The sequence below is a fragment of the Cocleimonas flava genome (assembly GCF_004339015.1).
Classification (GTDB): Bacteria; Pseudomonadota; Gammaproteobacteria; order Thiotrichales; family Thiotrichaceae; genus Cocleimonas; species Cocleimonas flava.
Genome location: NZ_SMFQ01000003.1, coordinates 407,039 through 425,053 on the forward strand (window position 1 = coordinate 407,039; position 18,015 = coordinate 425,053).

An 18,015-nucleotide genomic window follows, 5' to 3' on the forward strand; every position below is an offset into this window, starting at 1 on the left:
CTCTTTATCTCGTTATTGTGTTCTTTTATTATTTTCAAGGAGAAAGATGATCAAAGAACACTGCACAATAATTGCATTATTGTTAATCGCGGGAGGTTACAGCATAAGCAAGCATAGTGCTATGATAATCAGGTTTTAAGAGCTTGATTGAGCAACTATTATGAAAATATGGGTCGATGCGGACGCTTGTCCAACTCCAATTAAAGAAATCATCTTTCGCTTAGCTGCACGTAAGGAAATTATAACGACCCTGATTGCGAATCACGCGATGCGAATTCCGCCCTCACCCTATATTAAATTTACGCAAGTCGCCTCTGGATTTGATGTTGCTGATAATGAAATCGTAAAGCGCCTGGAACCAGGTGATTTAGTGATTACTCAGGATATTCCGCTAGCAGCTGAAGCTATTGAGAAAGGTGCTGTGGCATTGAATCCGCGTGGCGAGTTATATACCACCGAAAATATAAAACAGCGTTTGAATATGCGTGATTTTATGGAAACCTTACGTTCCAGCGGGATTAATTCGTCTGGCCCGGCACCACTAAACCATAAAGACCGTCAAAACTTTGCAAATAGTCTTGATAGGTTGCTTCATCAAAATTAGTCGCTAATTTATTATCCGTTGTGGTCTTTGCATACTGACGCACAATAGGTTTTGCCGCTACCGTCGCTTTACCCGCAAGGAATATAGAAGGATCAACTTCTGTTTCATTGAGCGCTACTTCAAGATGCAAATGTGGTCCGGTTGAAACCCCTGTACTTCCCACCAGTCCAATCACATCTTCAGGGGTAACCTTCTGGCCCACTTCGACTAAAATTTCTCTTAAATGTGAATAACGGGTGATTACCGTATTCCCATGCTTAATATCGACATTATTACCGTAGCCTGACTTTCTGCCGGCAAAAACTACCGTTCCCTCACCCATTGCCTGAACATTGCTACCCGCTATTGCTGCGATATCAATACCCGAATGCATTCTTATATTGCCGTGTATGGGATGTTTTCTCATACCAAAGCCTGATGATAAAAATCCATCTTTTACCGGAAAGTTACTGATCTTTATTACTTTGGAAGAAAACTGTTTAAGTTTTGCAGTGTCCTTAAGAGTTTTATCCAACGCCTTTTTCACTAGCTTGTTTGATTTTGTTGTTAAAGCAGGCTCAGCAGGCTCTTCATCGTTATTCAAAACAGTAACTGCATTATTTTGATCAAAATCACCGACACTCACTTCAGTGACTATCTTAACCGTATTGGTAGTTTTATTTTCAACGATGGATTGTTGTTTAGCATTAGCCACGGGAACGCTTCTCATTTCTACAGGTACAAACTTGTTAGAATGGATATCGTTGTAGTCTGCCCCATCTACGTCAACCGCGGCAAGCTTAAGTACTGGTTTAATAACCACGGGCTCATTTTGAGCAATGTTCATATTGACCACAAATACAATAGCAATTAAAACGATCAGACTAGCGATTAAAAACATAGAAGGTTTAATAACGCCACTTCTATTGGTGGCATTACAATTGAAAATATCCATACTGATTTCACAGGGGCATAGGGATTTTGAATATTAGCACAGTGGTTTATCTGATTTCAATCACCCATTTGGGTAATTAATAACCAAGCCACCCCCCTACTTATGAGGACTTTTTTGATTCTATATAATCGAAATACGTAATTAAGTCCTAATGTTAAGGCAAGCCGTTATGTTGAGGTAAGCTGTTGTGTTTAGGTAAGTACAACCTTGATTAAACCGATAATTGAAAGACAACATAAAGCAATCAGCACAATACGCTTCAGGGTTCTCTCAGTAAGAATAATGAATAATTTAGAACCGTAGGTTATCCCAATCAGCATTGGCAATATCAAAATAGCGGTGGTGAAGAATATTTCCTGATGCAGCAAGCCATTAAAATAAGCAGATACAAAAAAGGTAGGTTCTACAATAAAGAAGTAAACAACCGCTGTGGCTCGAATGGTTCTGATAGGAAAGTTCGAACTGGTTAGCATTGACGCCAGAAATATCCCACCAATGGCTGCCATTCCATCATAAAAACCGGCAATCAGTCCTGTGGTATTTAATCGTATTTGTGTGACAGGTTTTTTAAAAGTAAATCTCGATAAACTAAAGGCTACGATAAACAATAAATAAACACTGATGAGTATTTGATGATAATCAGGATTTATATTGGCTAACAGTAGTACACCCAGAATATTACCTATCACTGCTGTAATAATCAGAGCTTTTAGTACTTTAAAATCGATATCCACTTTGACATTTTTAAGCATAAACAAAGAGGCAATGATTTCCATAAGGATAACCATCACCACGATATATTTTACTTCCAACCAAAAGCTGGTACTTGCGACCACTAACGCAGAAAAGCCAAAACCAATACAACCACGTACGATTGCGGCCAAAAACACGACACCAGCGAGTAATACTAATTGGCCGTAGCTATCAATGAATAAAAAATCCAGGAAATTCATTAGTGTAGTGTTATTTTCACGGCATTTGGACCTTAAGGGGAGAAAGAGTTCGGCAGAGAAACGGGATTCTGTCTATTTGATGGTCATACTGAAATAGTGCTAATAATGCATCAAATCAGGAACATCAGGTGTGGCATATTGGGGAATCATCCGGGTTTTCGACACTGCTAACAATGGTCTCGACGAATGCATTGAATTCATCCATTGAAATAACCTCCAGCATGCGATTCATGACATCGGGATTAACCTGAGCGACCGTTTGCTTGCCACCCGCTAATTGAATGTAGATACCGGCAGCATTGGTTTCGGTATCAGTGTCTTGCATCGCTTCTTCGAGCAATTTCTGATCCTCTTCGCCTAATACCTCATGGTAATCATCGAGCTCGTCCCATAGATCATCTGCGATATCTTCAGAGGTTTTGATCACGATTGTGTCTAACATCGGGTCAATAAACTCTTCCCACGCCAAAGATTTCTTATCCAAAAAAGCAGTAAACTTTTCCGCGATTTCGCGATTAAAAAACAAATATTCCAACATTTATTTCATCTCTCACAGTATCTTATGATTGATTAATCACGCTGATTAATCGTTTAGCTCACCGCCCGCTACTTTAAGAATAAATTTATCCATCCACTTGGTAGGCAGTATACGTTTTAGCGTTCCCATAATATAGGTTGGCTTAGTAACGTAATAATGCGCTTGTGGATTGTCTTTTTCCAGTGCATGAATCACTTTTTCCAATACAGCCTCGGGAGGAAGCGTAAATGAATCGGTGTTGCCTTCTTTCTCCAGACGTTGAAGTGTTTTGCGATAGCGATCTCGATGCACGCTGGCTTCCATATCTACATTCGCTTTCAGCGCCAACAAAGCATTAGGTCGAAAACGACTTTCGATAGGCCCAGGTTCAATCAATGACACTTTGATATTGGTGTCTGAAAGCTCTAAACGAAGAGTGTCTGCAAACCCTTCAATCGCGTATTTACTGGCGTTGTACGCACCACGAAACGGCAGAGAAACCAAACCAAGTACCGAACTATTAAAAATCACCCGCCCTCGATTATTCTGACGCATCATCACTAATAGACGATTGTTCAGCTCCATCCAGCCAAATACATTAGCGGCGAATTGTTTCTCAATGGTTTCACGCGTCAGGTCTTCAACCGCTCCAGGTTGGCCGTATGCGCCATTATGGAAAACGGCGTAAAGATTGGTTCCGACTAATAGCATCAACTCATTCGCTAAATCCTGAACGCTTTCTGAGTCGGCATAATCAAGCTTCAAACATTTAAACCCTTCGCCGATTAAACGCTTTACATCCTCATCGGTTCTCGCCGTCACATAAACGTTATAATCACGTGCCATCAAACCTTTTGCGACATGATAACCAATACCGCTTGAGCAACCTGTTACTAATACTGTTTCCATAAAAAACCTCTGAGAATACGAGTGTGGTTATATAAATTGCCAGTATCGTAACAAGTAAAAAGTTAAAACACACCCCCCCACTTACAGGCGATTTTTGTTTTATAATCCTCCTATTCAATTAACTGCGACGTAACACATTCATTACAATGAAGATTAAAATATTAACGCTTCCTGGTTATCTGGGATCTGATGTAGGTCATTGGCAATCAATCTGGGAACAGCAGCTAGAAAATATCGAACGTGTTGAACAAGACAATTGGGAATTTCCACAGTTAACTGAATGGCTGGTTACTTTAGATACGCATATTCAGAAAACGGATGAGCCAATAGTGCTAGTCAGTCATAGTCTGGGTTGTTCATTGCTGAATCATTGGGCTTCCACCTTTCAATCTAAAAAGGTTATCGGTGCTTTACTGGTTGCACCTGCGGATATCGAATCCGATCGACATACACCCGATATATTAAGAAATTTTGCCCCCATGCCGAAACAGACGCTACCGTTTCCCAGCATTGTGGTGAGCAGCGATAATGACCCTTATGTATCGATTCAGCGTGCTGAATATTTTGCAGAATGCTGGGGCAGTCGTTTCATCAACTGCGGTTCGCATGGTCATTTAAATGCTGAGTCTGATCTGGGTGATTGGCCGTTTGGACAGGACTTAGTTAAGAACCTAGTTAAGAGCCTAGCCTAAAACTTGGCAGAGGAGTTAAACCATGAATGAAAAAATCAGTATTTAAGGCGTCGTAATAGTATTAAACATTTATTAAGTCACCCCCCTACTTTGGAGCACTTTTTTAGTGTTTTTTTTAGAGCGCTTTTTAAGAGAACTGGTTTAAACAATTTTTAGACCGTTTCCTTTTGCGTTTTTTTCAATAAAGAAAAGGCCTGTTTCATCGTCCCTTCATAATACCAAACCAAAGCGCACATTAAATATAAAGACAGTGACGCCAAAAAATTCACATCTCTCATTAACGCTAATGCTACAGGATCTTTAAAATACCAATAAATAGCGTAACTGCCGTCGATACAGAACCAGACTATAAATAACATTAAAGGTAGTTTTGACCATTGTCTTTCGGTCAAAACATGCAAACTCCATGAAGCAGTTAAATAGCTAAGAGTTGCCATGATAATACTGATAGGAATATCCCAATCAGGTGCTTTGTAATAGAACGAACCGACAATCAACAAAGACAATCCAATAGCGAAAGTAAACAACTTCCACGGTCTTTTATATTCAATGAGTAATGTTTCCGATAACTTTTCTATCAATTTAAAACCTCAATATTGTGTGCAGATATACATTTTGTTTTAGCTTGGGATATCGCCACACCGTTACCAAAAAGTACCCCGAATACGAAACCGTATATCGGGGCAAATGCTTGGGGTTAAGCGTTAAAATATAATTATAATATCGATGTATTACGTTGCAGAGACAGTCGGGTTATCGGTTAATCCATCGATACCTGTTTTATCTACTGGCTTATTAGACGGTTTGCGGGTTGTTATAGCATTGCCATTGTCTGGCTTATCATCCGAACCTGTATCAGTGTCTCTACCGATATTGCTTGTTAATACCATCAGTACTGCGAGAATCACGAGCAATAACACTGTGCCTGCTAACAGCGCGTAGTCCTCGAGTTTGAGTAAGGAATACAACAAGGTGTATAAACCAGCGAGTAACACCGTGATAATGATGCAGCGCTTTATATTCCTTATCGCCGCGTAAGCGTAGAGGCTGATCATGATGATGATAATTCCTGCCGCTGATATATAGGCATTGAAGAAACCTGCATGCTCAGCCATAGAGAGCAAGGTTAAATAGAACATGGATAGAGCAAGACCAATCACCCCGTACTGGACGATATGCAATCGACGACCAATACCCATTTCGAAAATCAGAAAGGTGATATAGGTTAAAGTAAAAAACAGCATGCCGTATTTAATCGCGCGGGTTATTTGAGAATACAGCGATACCGACTCGAATAAATTCACGCCCGCCTTAAATTCATTCACATTAAACTGCTGTTTTTCTAGCGTCCACAATTGTGGGTAGTTACGTGCAAGGTTCGGCACTGACCAGGTAGCTTCGAAGCCATCACTGTCAACCTCGTGTTTATTGGGCAAAACACTTCCCTGAAAGCTTGGGTGTGGCCAATCTGATACGATCTCGACATCAGTGGTTTTACCAAATGGCGTGAAATAGAAACCCTGACTACCATTGATATTCAGATTCAGCTGGAATGGATATTTAAGTGTCGTATCTGCCGCAGATGAGTTAATAGGAGACAAATCAATCGGCGCATGAAAACCACTAGCGATAGTATTGACGACTTTGGTACCGGGTTCAAAGTCGATCGATGTCTCATTATTCCAGTTAAGTCCTGAAACTTTATTAATCGCCTGAGTATCGGATATGCCCAGCGCTAACCATGAACGGTTCCAGTGAATTTTATCGATATGATTGGAAAGGCTATTAATATCTGGTCGTAGAAAATCGCCTGTCACGTTTAAATCAGCGGTATACACCAATGATTCATAAAGGCTGCGTTTACGCGTTTCGCCATTAAGCTTTACGCTGATATTTAAGTCATCTGGCAATACGATTGCTGTGCGCTGTTTATAGATGGTTTTATTGACTTTGCGCTCGTAGCCGTCTTTATCTGTTTTCACTTCTTCGGTTATGAATTTTTCTGTATATGGGATAAACAGTGCTGGTCCTTGCAGGTTTTGTTGTTGCCCCCAGGTACTGGCAATATCATTAAGTACGCCTCGATAGAGGTTACTGCGTTCGCGTACCACATCGCTGACCAGACTCAGCGGTATCATCATAAATCCGATTAAAACTGCGATGAGAATAAAACGAAAAACCAGTGAATCGCTTATAGTTTTGAGATCAGAAACATAACGCTTAACAATATGTTGATCACTATTTGCAGAATCACCTTCAGTTGTTTCTGGCGTTTTAAGAATACCTATTTTCCTTGCCATAAAGATAGCGGCAAATAAAAACAGTGCGATGATTATGACTAAAAAAATGAATCCGATCAGACCAGCGATAATACCCATTGAGACACCTCGTTTAATAATGAATTAACGAGTACATCTTATAAATAAGTTTTGTAGATTCAGTGGGGGTGTAATGGAAAAGCTAAGACTATCTTGTGCAGAAAATGTGGAGACAAGTAAATATTAAGTGTAAAAACTTCGAAAAAATATCAGAAAAGTTTCGGAACAACTGTGCAGTAAAGTGATCATTATTTACTGCACAGTGGCTCTAATAGCGGGATGATTGATCGTTAATTATTGGAAAGTTGACGATCTTTGGTTCTAAATACTAGGGTATTAATATATTAGGACTCTAAATATCTTAGGGCTCTAATTCACAAAAACTCTAATTAGCAATAATAAGTGTTGTTAAGGCTTGCGAATGCTCTGCTGCCTTGCGTCCAAGGTCTGTCAGATAACCACCATCCTTTTGCGTGATTAAACCTTTTTCGTGTAATCTTTCAGCCGCTGCAACAAATTCTGCTCTAGCGTCGTGATGTACTTTAATTCCGTCTTGTTCATTTTTCAGATTAAACTGAGTTAACAAATTCAATTCATCGGTCAATTCTGAGTTAAATGGCATTTTTATTATTTCTCCTATTGTGTGTTTCAGTAACAGTTTGTTTCAGTAACACTGTTTTGTGCGATAACACTGCTTTGTGCGATAACAATGTTGTGCGATAACTGTGTAATGTCTGTAACTTCATCATAACTGTAGATGATTTAAAGACTTTTTGAAATACAAATCGTTTACGAATGATCTGAAATCCAACAGATACACGCAGTTGTTCTCAAATTCAAACTAACAGACCTGTTTAAATAATACAGGTCTGTGTGATGTTTCTAGTTTCTGACTTGCACCCGTTCTAACTGATCGCGCAAACTACTAAAAGCTTAGCAGAAAATTAACAATTAATTATGCAGAAGTGCCAGTAATGATATGAACTCGTTTTCGTAGATACATAAAATACAATAACGGGATAACCACTAACGTCAGTACCGTAGAAACCAGAATACCAGAAATTAACGCCACTGCCAGACCACCAAAAATTGGATCATCAATAATAAAGAAAGCGCCAACCATAGCAGCCGCTGCAGTAAGCATAATCGGCATTGCTCTTACTGCACTGGAATTGATGATAGCTTCATTCAAATCAACACCCGCTCTCAACTGATCGTTAATAAAGTCTACCAGCAAGATCGAGTTCCTGACGATAATACCTGCTAACGCGATCATTCCAATCATAGAAGTTGCGGTAAATTGCTTATCCGCTATCCAGTGGGCAGGCATTACGCCAATAACCGTTAAGGGAATTGGAGACATGATTACCAGAGGAACAACATAAGAACGGAACTGAGCGACGATTAACAAGAAGATCATAATCATGCCAACACCATAAGCGATTCCCATATCACGGAATGTTTCGAACGTGATTTGCCATTCGCCATCCCACTTTAAACTGTAAAAATAAGGATCATCCGGTGGTGAGAAATAATGTTCGTTTATGTTCTTATCGTAAGCTGCCACCGGGGCTTCTTTAACCCCATTAGCAATACTAAACATGCCGTACAATGGACTGTCGGTATGTCCTGTCATATCACCTGTAACGTATACGACTGGAAGCAAGTCTTTGTGATTAATTGAGTGCTCACGTGTTCCCTCTTGCACATGCACCACTTCAGACATAGGTACTAATGCACCCTTAGTGCTTCGAATTTTTAAAGACAGGATTGATTCAATTTTATCTTTATTAGCAACAGGAAATTCAAGACGTATCGGTACCGCATATTTTAGGTTTTTATTATGGATAAATGTCACATCCTCACCACCTAACACAGTACTGATTGACGATGTAATCGCTGCTTGAGATACACCTAAATGCGCTGCTCTTTGACGATCTACTTTTATTACCAGACGTTCCTGATTCGCTTCGACACTGTCATCAATATCAGAAATATCTTTAGTCGATTCGAAGACCTTTCTAACCTTGGACGCTATTTCAATTTGACCTTCGTGATCCAAACCATAAATCTCCGCCACCAATGGTGCTAATACGGGCGGTCCGGGAGGCACTTCAACGACTTTGACATTGGCGTTATATTTTTTGGCGATATCCTGCAATGAAATGCGAACAGCTAAAGCAATTTCATGACTTTGGCGTTTACGTTCATGTTTATCCGTTAAATTGACCTGAATATCACCCAGATTTGATCCTTCACGCAAATAGTATTGACGTACTAAACCATTAAAGTTAATCGGTGCAGCGGTGCCGGTATAAATCTGGTAATCGCTAATTTCTTCAACTTTGTCTAATTCGGTTGATAGCTCATTAAGCACTCTGGAAGTTTGTTCAAGAGTGGTACCTTCTGGCATATCAACCACAATCTGGAATTCAGACTTATTATCAAATGGCAGCATTTTCAGGATGACTTTCTGAAAAGGAAAAGCCAAAGAAAGTGATATGGCTATCAATATTGGAATAAAAACAAACAATAAGGTAAAGCGTTTCCACCCCCCACCTTTGGCGCGTAAAAATGGACTTAAGATAAAGTGAAAGAATTTATGTGATTTTGTTTCACCATCATCTTCTTGATGATGACTGAAGTCGACCTTAGACAGCACCTTATTCGTCATCCATGGCGTAACAATATACGCAACACCCAAAGATAACAGCATACCAATGCTGGCATTAATGGGGATTGGGCTCATATACGGTCCCATCAAACCACTAACAAACGCCATTGGTAATAAAGCGGCAATTACCGCAAAAGTGGCAAGAATCGTTGGCCCCCCTACTTCATCAACCGCTATCGGGATAACATCGACCAGTTTTTTCCCACCCAACACCATGTGACGATGGATATTTTCAACCACCACGATGGCATCATCGACCAGAATACCGATGGAAAATATTAACGCAAATAAGGAAACACGATTAAGCGTAAAGCCCCACGCCCATGACGCAAATAAAGTCAGAGCGAGCGTAATCACAACCGCTGTACCTACAATAAAGGCTTCTCGGTAACCCAAAGCAAGCCAGATTAATGCTGCTACTGCGAGTGTTTCAATGATCAGCTTATTAATTAATTTGTCAGATTTAGCTTTAGCCGTATCACCATAATTACGCGTAACAGTCACATTGACGCCTTCCGGTATAAACGTACCTTTTAATTGTTCGATACGTTTAATGACATTATTCGATACCGAAACAGCATTAATACTCGGTTGCTTTGCAATGGCTATGGTCACAGCTGGTGATTTTATACCTTCCTGCAATCCTTTATGACTTGCGCCTTTGGCTGTTGAGAATGACACATAGGTTTCAGGTGAATCTGCACCGTGTTTAATTGTGGCGACATCTTTTAAGAAGACCGGACTACCGTTAAATACACCGACAACCAGATCACCTATTTCATCATCACTACTTAAGAAAGTACCGGCAACCACCTGAATTTCTGTATTATTATTAACGACAGACACCGCATCTTTAGCCGTATTACTGGCTGCCAATGCATTGCGCAAATCATCTAATGAAATATTAAAACCGGCGATTTTTGCACTGTCTAATAACACATGCACCACGCGTTTAGAGGCGCCTACGGTATAAATGTCTCTAGTTCCCGGAATCCGTTTTAATTCAGCCTCAATCGCATGGGCAACTTGTGATAATTCAAACCCACCTTTATTTTCATCTTCAGTCCAGAGCGTCAGCGACACAATGGGTACGTCATCAATGCCCTTGGGTTTGATTAAAGGTTGTCCCACTCCCAGATTTTGCGGCAACCAATCCTGATTAGAGGCGATTTTATTGTAAAGTCTGACTAATGCATCGGTTCGATCTATACCCACTTTGTACTGAATAGTCAGCATAGACATACCAGGCATCGAGGTAGAATAGATATGTTTTAAACCGGTTATTTCAGAAAGCACCTGCTCTGCGGGTGTACTCACCAAATTCTCGACTTCTTCAGCACTGGCACCCGGGAAGGCAATAAATATATTGGCAAACGTAACATTTATTTGTGGATCTTCTTCACGCGGCGTCACCATTACCGCAAATACACCTAATAACAGGCCAATCAAAGCGATCAGTGGGGTAATTTCGGTCAATAAAAACGTTTTTGCGATTCTTCCCGAAATCCCTAACTTTTGATTTTCGCCGTTTACATCATTTGAAGAATCATTCATCAGATGCTGCCTCATGAAGTTTTTGCTGGTGAGTTTTCAACAAAACAGCGGCATGCACAGGGTCAATTGCAACAATCTCACCAGAATCCAGACCTGCAAGGATGCGTACCTTGCCATCAGGTGTTCGCCTACCTACTCTTACCTGACGTAATGTTGGAATACCTTTTTCATCGACCACATAAACACCAGTCACTTCACTACGATAGGCAACCGAAGACTCTGGAACAACCAGACGTTTCTCACTACCCACATTAAATCCAATTTTTACATAAACGCCTGGGAACAAGCCTTGTGGCGCAGAATCAAGCGACGCACGAACTTTAAACGCATTAGTTGTCTCATCCGCATAAGGGAAAATAGTTAATTTTTTAACGACGATTCCAGTCTTATCATCATCGGTATATACACGTGCAGCTTTGTTTTTTCTCACCGCTAAAATTAATCGTTGTGGCACATGGGTAACAACTCGAATCTCTTGTAATGAAATACCCGTCATTATTGGTGTTCCGGCACTAACAACCTCACCTAATTCCACCAAACGTTCTGTAACGATGCCACTATAAGGAGCGACCACTTCGGTATAACTGAGTTGTTCGCCCGCTTTTGCCAAGCCTGCTTGCGCTGATGCCAGATTAGATCTGGCTGCATTAGTACGGGCTTTTGCTGCGTTCAGATTTGCTTTCGCCGACTCAACTCTTGCCAAAGTCGACTTCATGTTTGCTTCTGCCTGATCATACTGAGATCGGGCAATGATACGTTTTTCGTACAAACCCTTTACCCGATTAAATTCAGCGCGAGCAGCATTATAGTTTGCGGTGGCTTCCCTAATCGCAGCTTCGGCCTGAACAACGGCTGCTGATGCACTGCTAATGGCAGCTTTAGATTCACTGACGGCGGCTTGTGCCTGACGTAATCCTGATTTCTGATTTTCTGATGATATACGCGCAATTAGCGCATCCTTTTCGACAACATCTCCCACATCGTAGGATAATTTACTGATGACGCCTGCCGTTTGCGACGATACCGTACTTTTATTTACCGCCTCGATTTGGCCATCCAGCATTTGGTAATCCACGACGACTTCTTCTACTGCCACAGCGGTATTTAGCGGTGAAATCTCTGCTTTTCCGATTAATGGTAGTGCCAAAACGACGGAAACACCCATCAAAATAAGTTTGTGACGACGACTCATGCTAAAATGCCTATATATAAAAATTATAATTGTGAAGTTTAACAAGCTATATTAGATATGTCTAATATAGAGTTACTAGAAATGAATTTAGTCTTATTAATAGGCACCTCAAAATGATAAAAATAATTAAATTAGCCAGTATCACAACGATTACTTCAGCACTACTAATTCTTTCTGCGAATACACACGCCGAAATTTATAAATGGGTCGATGAAAATGGCGGCGTTCATTACACTGCTCAACCACCAGTTCATAAAACCAAGCGAGTTAAAGCGAAAAATATCGAAGACGAAATCAAAGCAGCCGCAGGTAAATATAGACCACCTGCAGAAACAGCTGCAGCACCCAACAATGATTCAACAGATACACAGAAAACTGAAGTAAATGGTGAAACGCTTGCTGGTCCCGATAAAAAATTAATAAATTATTGTAATAACCAGAAGAAGAACCTTGAACAACTTCGTAAAAACTTTCGTAATGTGTGGATTGATGTAAAAGGTGAGAAAACTAATCTTGATCAGGAACAACGAAAAGAAAAAGTAGCTTACTTGCAACAACGTATTGCAGAAGACTGTAAAGAAGTGAAATAAGTCTAAAAATAAAAGAGTAGATACCAAAGTGATTTAACTAATAGTCACCCCCCTACTTATAGGCCGTTTTTTTTAACCGCTTTATTATAACCATTCACTAAAAAGCCCGTTTTTAAACGGGCTTTTTAGTGGCTGTTAGTTAATGATTACATTAATTGCCGTTACCAGTACCTGTTCCCATCCAGATTATTTCATCTTTGCTATAACCTAAGACTTGGTAATTAGGCACAGCTTTGGTTATGGGTTCAAGAACAGGCATCCATGAACCGCCATTCTTGGTCAGATCTTCAGGTTTCATTTCCAAACCTTCCAGAACAGTTTCAGCAGCTTGATATCCACCAGGAGATTGAGGTGCAAACCAGTTCAAGGTCATACTGGTATCGCTCACCTTCATATAATTTGCATTATTTTCAATATCAACACTGGCGAGACCAGCGACGATATCATCATCCTCCACTGTTAAACCTAACTTCGCAAGCCCATGGATATTGTAAAAGTGCCATCTATACTTAGGGAATTCAAGCAAACCCATTAGCCCCATATCTACCGCCACTTTTTCCGTAACGGGAACAGGATTATTTAGCATGCCATCAGCTGCATGACAGGATTGACAGCCATCACTGCCAAAACCAATTGCTTGCTCTTTAGGTCTTACGCCATGACCCCCCAGAGTTACACCATTTGAAAAGGCAGGATAGTTTTCAACAACAGCAAGGAACGCTGGTACTTGCTCTTCAGGCAAACTTGACGCCTGCATCTGCAAGAACATCTTCATCAAACTGCCGTCTGGTAATTTCATCGTAACCAGATCATCCGCTGATGCAAATGGCGGATACCAATCATAATCAGCTGGCATTCCCATTGCGGCATTCATCCGCTTGAAGCTATTTAAGCCAGCATTGGATGCATCAAATCGACTGAAATTGAAGGGAACATCACTATCAAGTATGCCATCATTATTTTGATCCCACGCAGCAAACTTAGGGTCTGAACTGATCATGTAGTGTTCATAGCCGTAAGTCGCTTTATCGAAGTGAACCATATTCGGGAAGATTTGCATCATCGCCATGGCTTGTCTATTTGGATCTGTGGAGAAGAAGTCGTTAAGCGTTACCTGTCGAACTTCTGTAGGGGTTAAATCCAGCATATCCATTGCGGCAAATGCTTCTGCATTTCCTGGTCCTGTATCGGGCTTATTAGCGTAAAAGCGATACATTGAATATGCATTGTAGTCCGCATCAGCTTCATTTTTTATCATTTCACCTTTGAAGAAACGTGCATCAAACACCATGCCGTTCGCCATCGGTTTAAATGGCGTAATCTTGGCATTCTGGGACCCACGAACCGCTAACGTTTGGGCTAAAAACGAGGTGCCTCCATTGAACCAAACTAACACTGGGGGCGCTTGATAAGCACTAAAATCACCCGCAATATCGTCATGATCACCCGCATTCATGTGGTCTGCTGATATCAATAAAGAATCTTTACCTGCTGGATTACGACCAAATGATAAATGTGAACCCTCGCCATAAACAGAATAAGTAATCCCTCCACTTACCGGAATATGACAGGTTTCGCAGGCCATGGAATCAAGATGTTTGGAGCTATGGATTGATGCTTTCTTACCATTCACAGGTTCTTCTGGTGTTGCTGAATCTACTAAAGACTCGATTCTATGACAGGTTGTACACATGATATTGCTTGGATCATCTGGGTCATTCTCTGTCCCGGGAGGTGGCGCAGGATAGTCTGCTGCAGCAAGGTCGCCCCCCACACTATGTCCGCGAACAAACTTATGTTTTGATACGGTATGGCACACGGTACATTGGTTTTCTGCATCTTCGAAAGGACCGGTTTTAACGGTTGCGTGAACATCGTAACCTTCTTCAAATAAAGTCGCTCTTTTGTATCCAGTGCGCGCATGTTCGTGACAACGTAAACAGGTAGACTGCTTGGTAGCCCCTGCGGATTTTACCGCTGCAACACTTCTATCTTGAGCCACAGTTGGCCAAGGTGTATCGGGATTACCATCGTTATCGGTATCCATCATCAAAGGCATATCGGGAATGGTGTCGCCATCTGTATCGATTTGTAAATCAGGAGAACCGTCCTGATCAAAATCACTATTGTCGTGCGCGGCTTTGGCATAACCGAGTGGTGTCGGTGAAGCGCCATCAGCGGGAGCATGCACACTAACGACCATATTATCGCCTTCAGGAACTGATTTATAAATATCGGCATGACATACCAGACAATCAATACCAGATTCCATAATATCACTAGCCTGCTTTTGCGGCTCGGGCAAACCCATCGCTGTTAACATGCCCTCGAACATACCTTCCATCACAGGTAGATATCGACCTGCATGACATTTGGCACATTCACCTAAATTTTCATTGCTAGTAAAGTTGACTAAACCCGAAGTTCCCGGAAGTCCGCAAGCTCTGTCTAACATGCCATGAGCACCACCACCAGGAAACATAACAGTATCACTGCGCGCGGCTAGTTTGTAATGAACGGTGTCCTTAAAATCTGCAATAGCCTCTGTGTGGCATTGCTGACAGAGTACCTGACTCACATTACGTTTAACCTCAGACTCTGGAATGACGGTGTCATTAACTATGTATTGTTTAAGCTGTGCATCATAGACAAAATCGTGAGCATTTCTAGTAGCCTCGGCAGCATCTTCGTCTTTGCCGCTACTATTACAACCTGCCGTTATCATTATCAGCAAAACCATCGCAATTAAACTGATTCTATTGAAAGGCTTACTAGCATGACTGCTGATCTGATAACTGCTTTTTCTGTTGATACTTCTTCCTAATATTTGCAACATATCTAACACTCCCTGAAAAACGACTAAGCACGTTTAGGCTGAAGATTTAAAACTCGTTTCGCCTTGTGAGTTGGTGATATTTCCTTATGCAAGCAGATTTCGTGTTTTTATTATTGATGCATTACACCACTCGATTAATCTCTAGTAGATAACGGAGTAAAATTATCAACAACGACAATTGTTAATTTTTATAAGAAGAATTGTTAATGAGTGATATTAAAATACACATATCGAACATAGATATTAAAAGAAAGAAAAGAGAGAAAAATATAAGAAACCAATAAATACAGATGAAAATCAGATAAAAAACAACTCAGAAATAAACAATTGTTAATTTCAACAGATAAGCATAAGCATATACTTATTTAATAATATTGGGGACTTTGCAGGCTGTTCTTTGTAAGAACGTAAAGTCAGTTTACATTTATTAAGAAGTATTTTTATCATGAGAACAATAATAATAAGATCACTTTCATTCTTTTATTTGACTGTCTTTCTTTTCGCTTGTGGTGGCTCAAGTAGTTCCAGTGAATCAACTGTAACGACAAATGACAATCAAGATATCATTACTCCCGTTATACCAGCACCCCCCGAAGATACAGATAGCACAACGATTACATCCGTTGCGCAATCAGCACATGATTTTACCTCTGATCATTTCAGCGGTTCGGATAATTGTGCGCAATGCCATGATGGCTTAAGTGATGATACGGGTGAAGATTTATCCATAGTCAATGCCTGGCAAACAACCATGATGGCTAATAGCGCTCGTGATCCGTTCTGGAAAGCAAAAGTTGCCAGCGAAGTGGTACGTAATCCGGAACACGGTAAAACAATCGAGGGTAAATGCGCCCGATGCCACATGCCAATGGCACATGTAGAATCAACTTTTAAAGATGAAACCGTAGACTTGTTTGATAATGGTTTTTTGTCTCCAGATAACCCTCATTTCAATCAAGCTGCTGAAGGCGTCAGTTGTACGGTTTGTCACCAGATAGAAAATACCGCAGGATTTGGTACAGAAGCAGCAACATCAGGTAAGTTTGTGATTGCTGATAATACCGCCGACCCAAAGCTCTATGGACCATTCTCCAATCCAATTCAGGGACCTATGCTCAATAGCACAGGCTATACACCAGTTGAGAGCCAACATATTTCCGACTCTGCACTGTGTGGCAGTTGCCATGATGTTAAAACCCCGATAATTGATACATCCGGAAACCTTACTGCTAATGAGTTTCCAGAACAGATGATTTACAGCGAATGGAAAAATAGCGATTTTGCAAAACCAGGCAGCGAAGAAAGCTGCCAGAGTTGTCACATGCCATTAGCATCTGGCAAAGCAAAAATTGCGAGCAGACCCAGTTTTGTTGAAGCACGAGATCATTTTTCCAAGCATCAGTTTGTTGGTGCTAATACCGTCATGCTAGATATCTTACAGAACAATTCTACGACACTGGGTTTACCAGTGAATGACTTCAGTAATACGATAAATTTAACAAAAGAAATGCTTAGAAGTTCAGCCGACATTGCGATTGAAAATCTACAACAGGAAAACCAGCAATTATCATTTAACGTTCATTTGAAGAATAAAACCGGGCATAAATTCCCCAGTGGATTTCCCTCTCGAAGAGCATGGCTACATATTGAAGTGACTAATACAGACGGTGATCTGGTATTTGAATCTGGCGCAATCAATCACTTAGGACAAATATCTGGTGTAGATTCTGATAATGATAACGACACTACAAATAGCACTAATACAGAATATGAAAAACACCATGATCTGATTACCTCAGCTGATCAAGTTCAAGTCTATGAAAGCATCATGGTTAATACGGACAATTCGGTTAATTACACCTTATTAAATAGCGCAGGCTATATCAAAGATAATCGCTTATTAGCCAAAGGAATGGATAAGAGCCATATTCCGGTAAATATCGGCGCAAAGGGTAATGCAATTTCTGATGACAATTTTGATGCTGCAGAAGATGTCGTTACCTATCAACTGCAAAATATCCCTAATGGATCATACAGCGTGAAAGCCACATTGAATTATCAATCCATTTCCTACCGCTTCGCCACAGACTTATTTAAGGATAAATATGCACATAGCTTAGTTAATGACTTCAAACTTATGTACGATAATGCACGTTTTCGTCATGAAGAAGTGATATCCGTAGAGGCTAATTTATAAAGATTCATCTTGTTTGGGTGGCTAAACGTAGTCTTCGACACTGAA

At 40.6% G+C, this 18,015-nt stretch carries 14 protein-coding genes; 4 read left to right on the top strand and 10 right to left on the bottom strand.

Translation table 11 applies throughout. The features are described from left to right. Window positions 1-160: 160 nt before the first annotated feature. Window positions 161-604, top strand: a complete 444-nt coding sequence (locus EV695_RS07830) for a YaiI/YqxD family protein (RefSeq protein ID WP_131905388.1) — start codon at window positions 161-163, stop codon at window positions 602-604. Here the strand turns inward: EV695_RS07830 and EV695_RS07835 are convergent. The 4 genes from EV695_RS07835 to EV695_RS07850 all read right to left on the bottom strand — a co-directional run bounded on the left by EV695_RS07835 (window position 519) and on the right by EV695_RS07850 (window position 3,917). Then, window positions 519-1,538: a M23 family metallopeptidase gene (locus tag EV695_RS07835; protein ID WP_131905389.1), complete on the bottom strand. Its 1,020-nt coding sequence runs from the start codon at window positions 1,536-1,538 to the stop codon at window positions 519-521. The two genes, EV695_RS07830 and EV695_RS07835, sit on opposite strands and share 86 nt — an antisense overlap. Before the next feature lie 191 nt (window positions 1,539-1,729). Beyond that, window positions 1,730-2,491 (bottom strand): sulfite exporter TauE/SafE family protein, encoded by a 762-nt coding sequence (locus EV695_RS07840; protein ID WP_131905390.1) that lies wholly within the window; start codon window positions 2,489-2,491, stop codon window positions 1,730-1,732. Window positions 2,492-2,615: 124 nt separating this feature from the next. Next, complete coding sequence (locus EV695_RS07845) at window positions 2,616-3,029, bottom strand: hypothetical protein (protein ID WP_131905391.1); 414 nt, start codon at window positions 3,027-3,029, stop codon at window positions 2,616-2,618. 45 nt (window positions 3,030-3,074) lie between these two features. Next, on the bottom strand, window positions 3,075-3,917 hold the full coding sequence (locus EV695_RS07850; RefSeq protein WP_131905392.1) for an SDR family NAD(P)-dependent oxidoreductase: 843 nt from the start codon (window positions 3,915-3,917) through the stop codon (window positions 3,075-3,077). A gap of 146 nt (window positions 3,918-4,063) precedes the next feature. Between EV695_RS07850 and EV695_RS07855 the strand changes: the two genes are divergently transcribed. Continuing rightward, window positions 4,064-4,609 carry an RBBP9/YdeN family alpha/beta hydrolase gene (locus tag EV695_RS07855; protein ID WP_131905393.1) on the top strand — a complete coding sequence of 182 codons (546 nt, stop codon included), beginning with the start codon at window positions 4,064-4,066 and terminating at the stop codon, window positions 4,607-4,609. Between the two features lie 152 nt (window positions 4,610-4,761). On the opposite strand, the gene EV695_RS07860 is transcribed toward EV695_RS07855, so the two are convergent. The 5 genes from EV695_RS07860 to EV695_RS07880 form a co-directional block, all read right to left on the bottom strand. After that, the gene (locus tag EV695_RS07860) at window positions 4,762-5,190 is read right to left on the bottom strand and encodes a hypothetical protein (RefSeq protein ID WP_131905394.1); all 429 of its coding nucleotides are present in this window, start codon (window positions 5,188-5,190) and stop codon (window positions 4,762-4,764) included. Window positions 5,191-5,340: 150 nt separating this feature from the next. Beyond that, a complete protein-coding gene (creD, locus tag EV695_RS07865) occupies window positions 5,341-6,987 on the bottom strand; it encodes a cell envelope integrity protein CreD (protein WP_131905395.1) in 1,647 nt (548 codons plus the stop codon). Window positions 6,988-7,312: 325 nt separating this feature from the next. Then, on the bottom strand, window positions 7,313-7,549 hold the full coding sequence (locus EV695_RS07870) for a TIGR02647 family protein (protein ID WP_131905396.1): 237 nt from the start codon (window positions 7,547-7,549) through the stop codon (window positions 7,313-7,315). Window positions 7,550-7,882: 333 nt separating this feature from the next. Beyond that, window positions 7,883-11,155, bottom strand: coding sequence for an efflux RND transporter permease subunit (locus EV695_RS07875; protein WP_131905397.1), 3,273 nt, complete (start codon window positions 11,153-11,155; stop codon window positions 7,883-7,885). Next, a complete protein-coding gene (locus EV695_RS07880; RefSeq protein WP_131905398.1) occupies window positions 11,148-12,347 on the bottom strand; it encodes an efflux RND transporter periplasmic adaptor subunit in 1,200 nt (399 codons plus the stop codon). The genes EV695_RS07875 and EV695_RS07880 overlap by 8 nt, the downstream gene beginning before the upstream one ends. Window positions 12,348-12,460: 113 nt before the next feature. On the opposite strand from EV695_RS07880, the gene EV695_RS07885 reads away from it, so the two are divergent. Further along, window positions 12,461-12,937, top strand: a complete 477-nt coding sequence (locus EV695_RS07885; RefSeq protein ID WP_131905399.1) for a DUF4124 domain-containing protein — start codon at window positions 12,461-12,463, stop codon at window positions 12,935-12,937. A 151-nt stretch (window positions 12,938-13,088) separates the two neighbouring features. Here the strand turns inward: EV695_RS07885 and EV695_RS07890 are convergent, their stop codons facing one another. After that, on the bottom strand, window positions 13,089-15,773 hold the full coding sequence (locus tag EV695_RS07890; protein ID WP_131905400.1) for a hypothetical protein: 2,685 nt from the start codon (window positions 15,771-15,773) through the stop codon (window positions 13,089-13,091). Between the two features lie 445 nt (window positions 15,774-16,218). Here EV695_RS07890 and EV695_RS07895 point away from each other — a divergent pair, with 445 nt between their 5' ends. Then, window positions 16,219-17,970 (top strand): multiheme c-type cytochrome, encoded by a 1,752-nt coding sequence (locus EV695_RS07895; RefSeq protein ID WP_131905401.1) that lies wholly within the window; start codon window positions 16,219-16,221, stop codon window positions 17,968-17,970. Window positions 17,971-18,015: the final 45 nt, after the last annotated feature.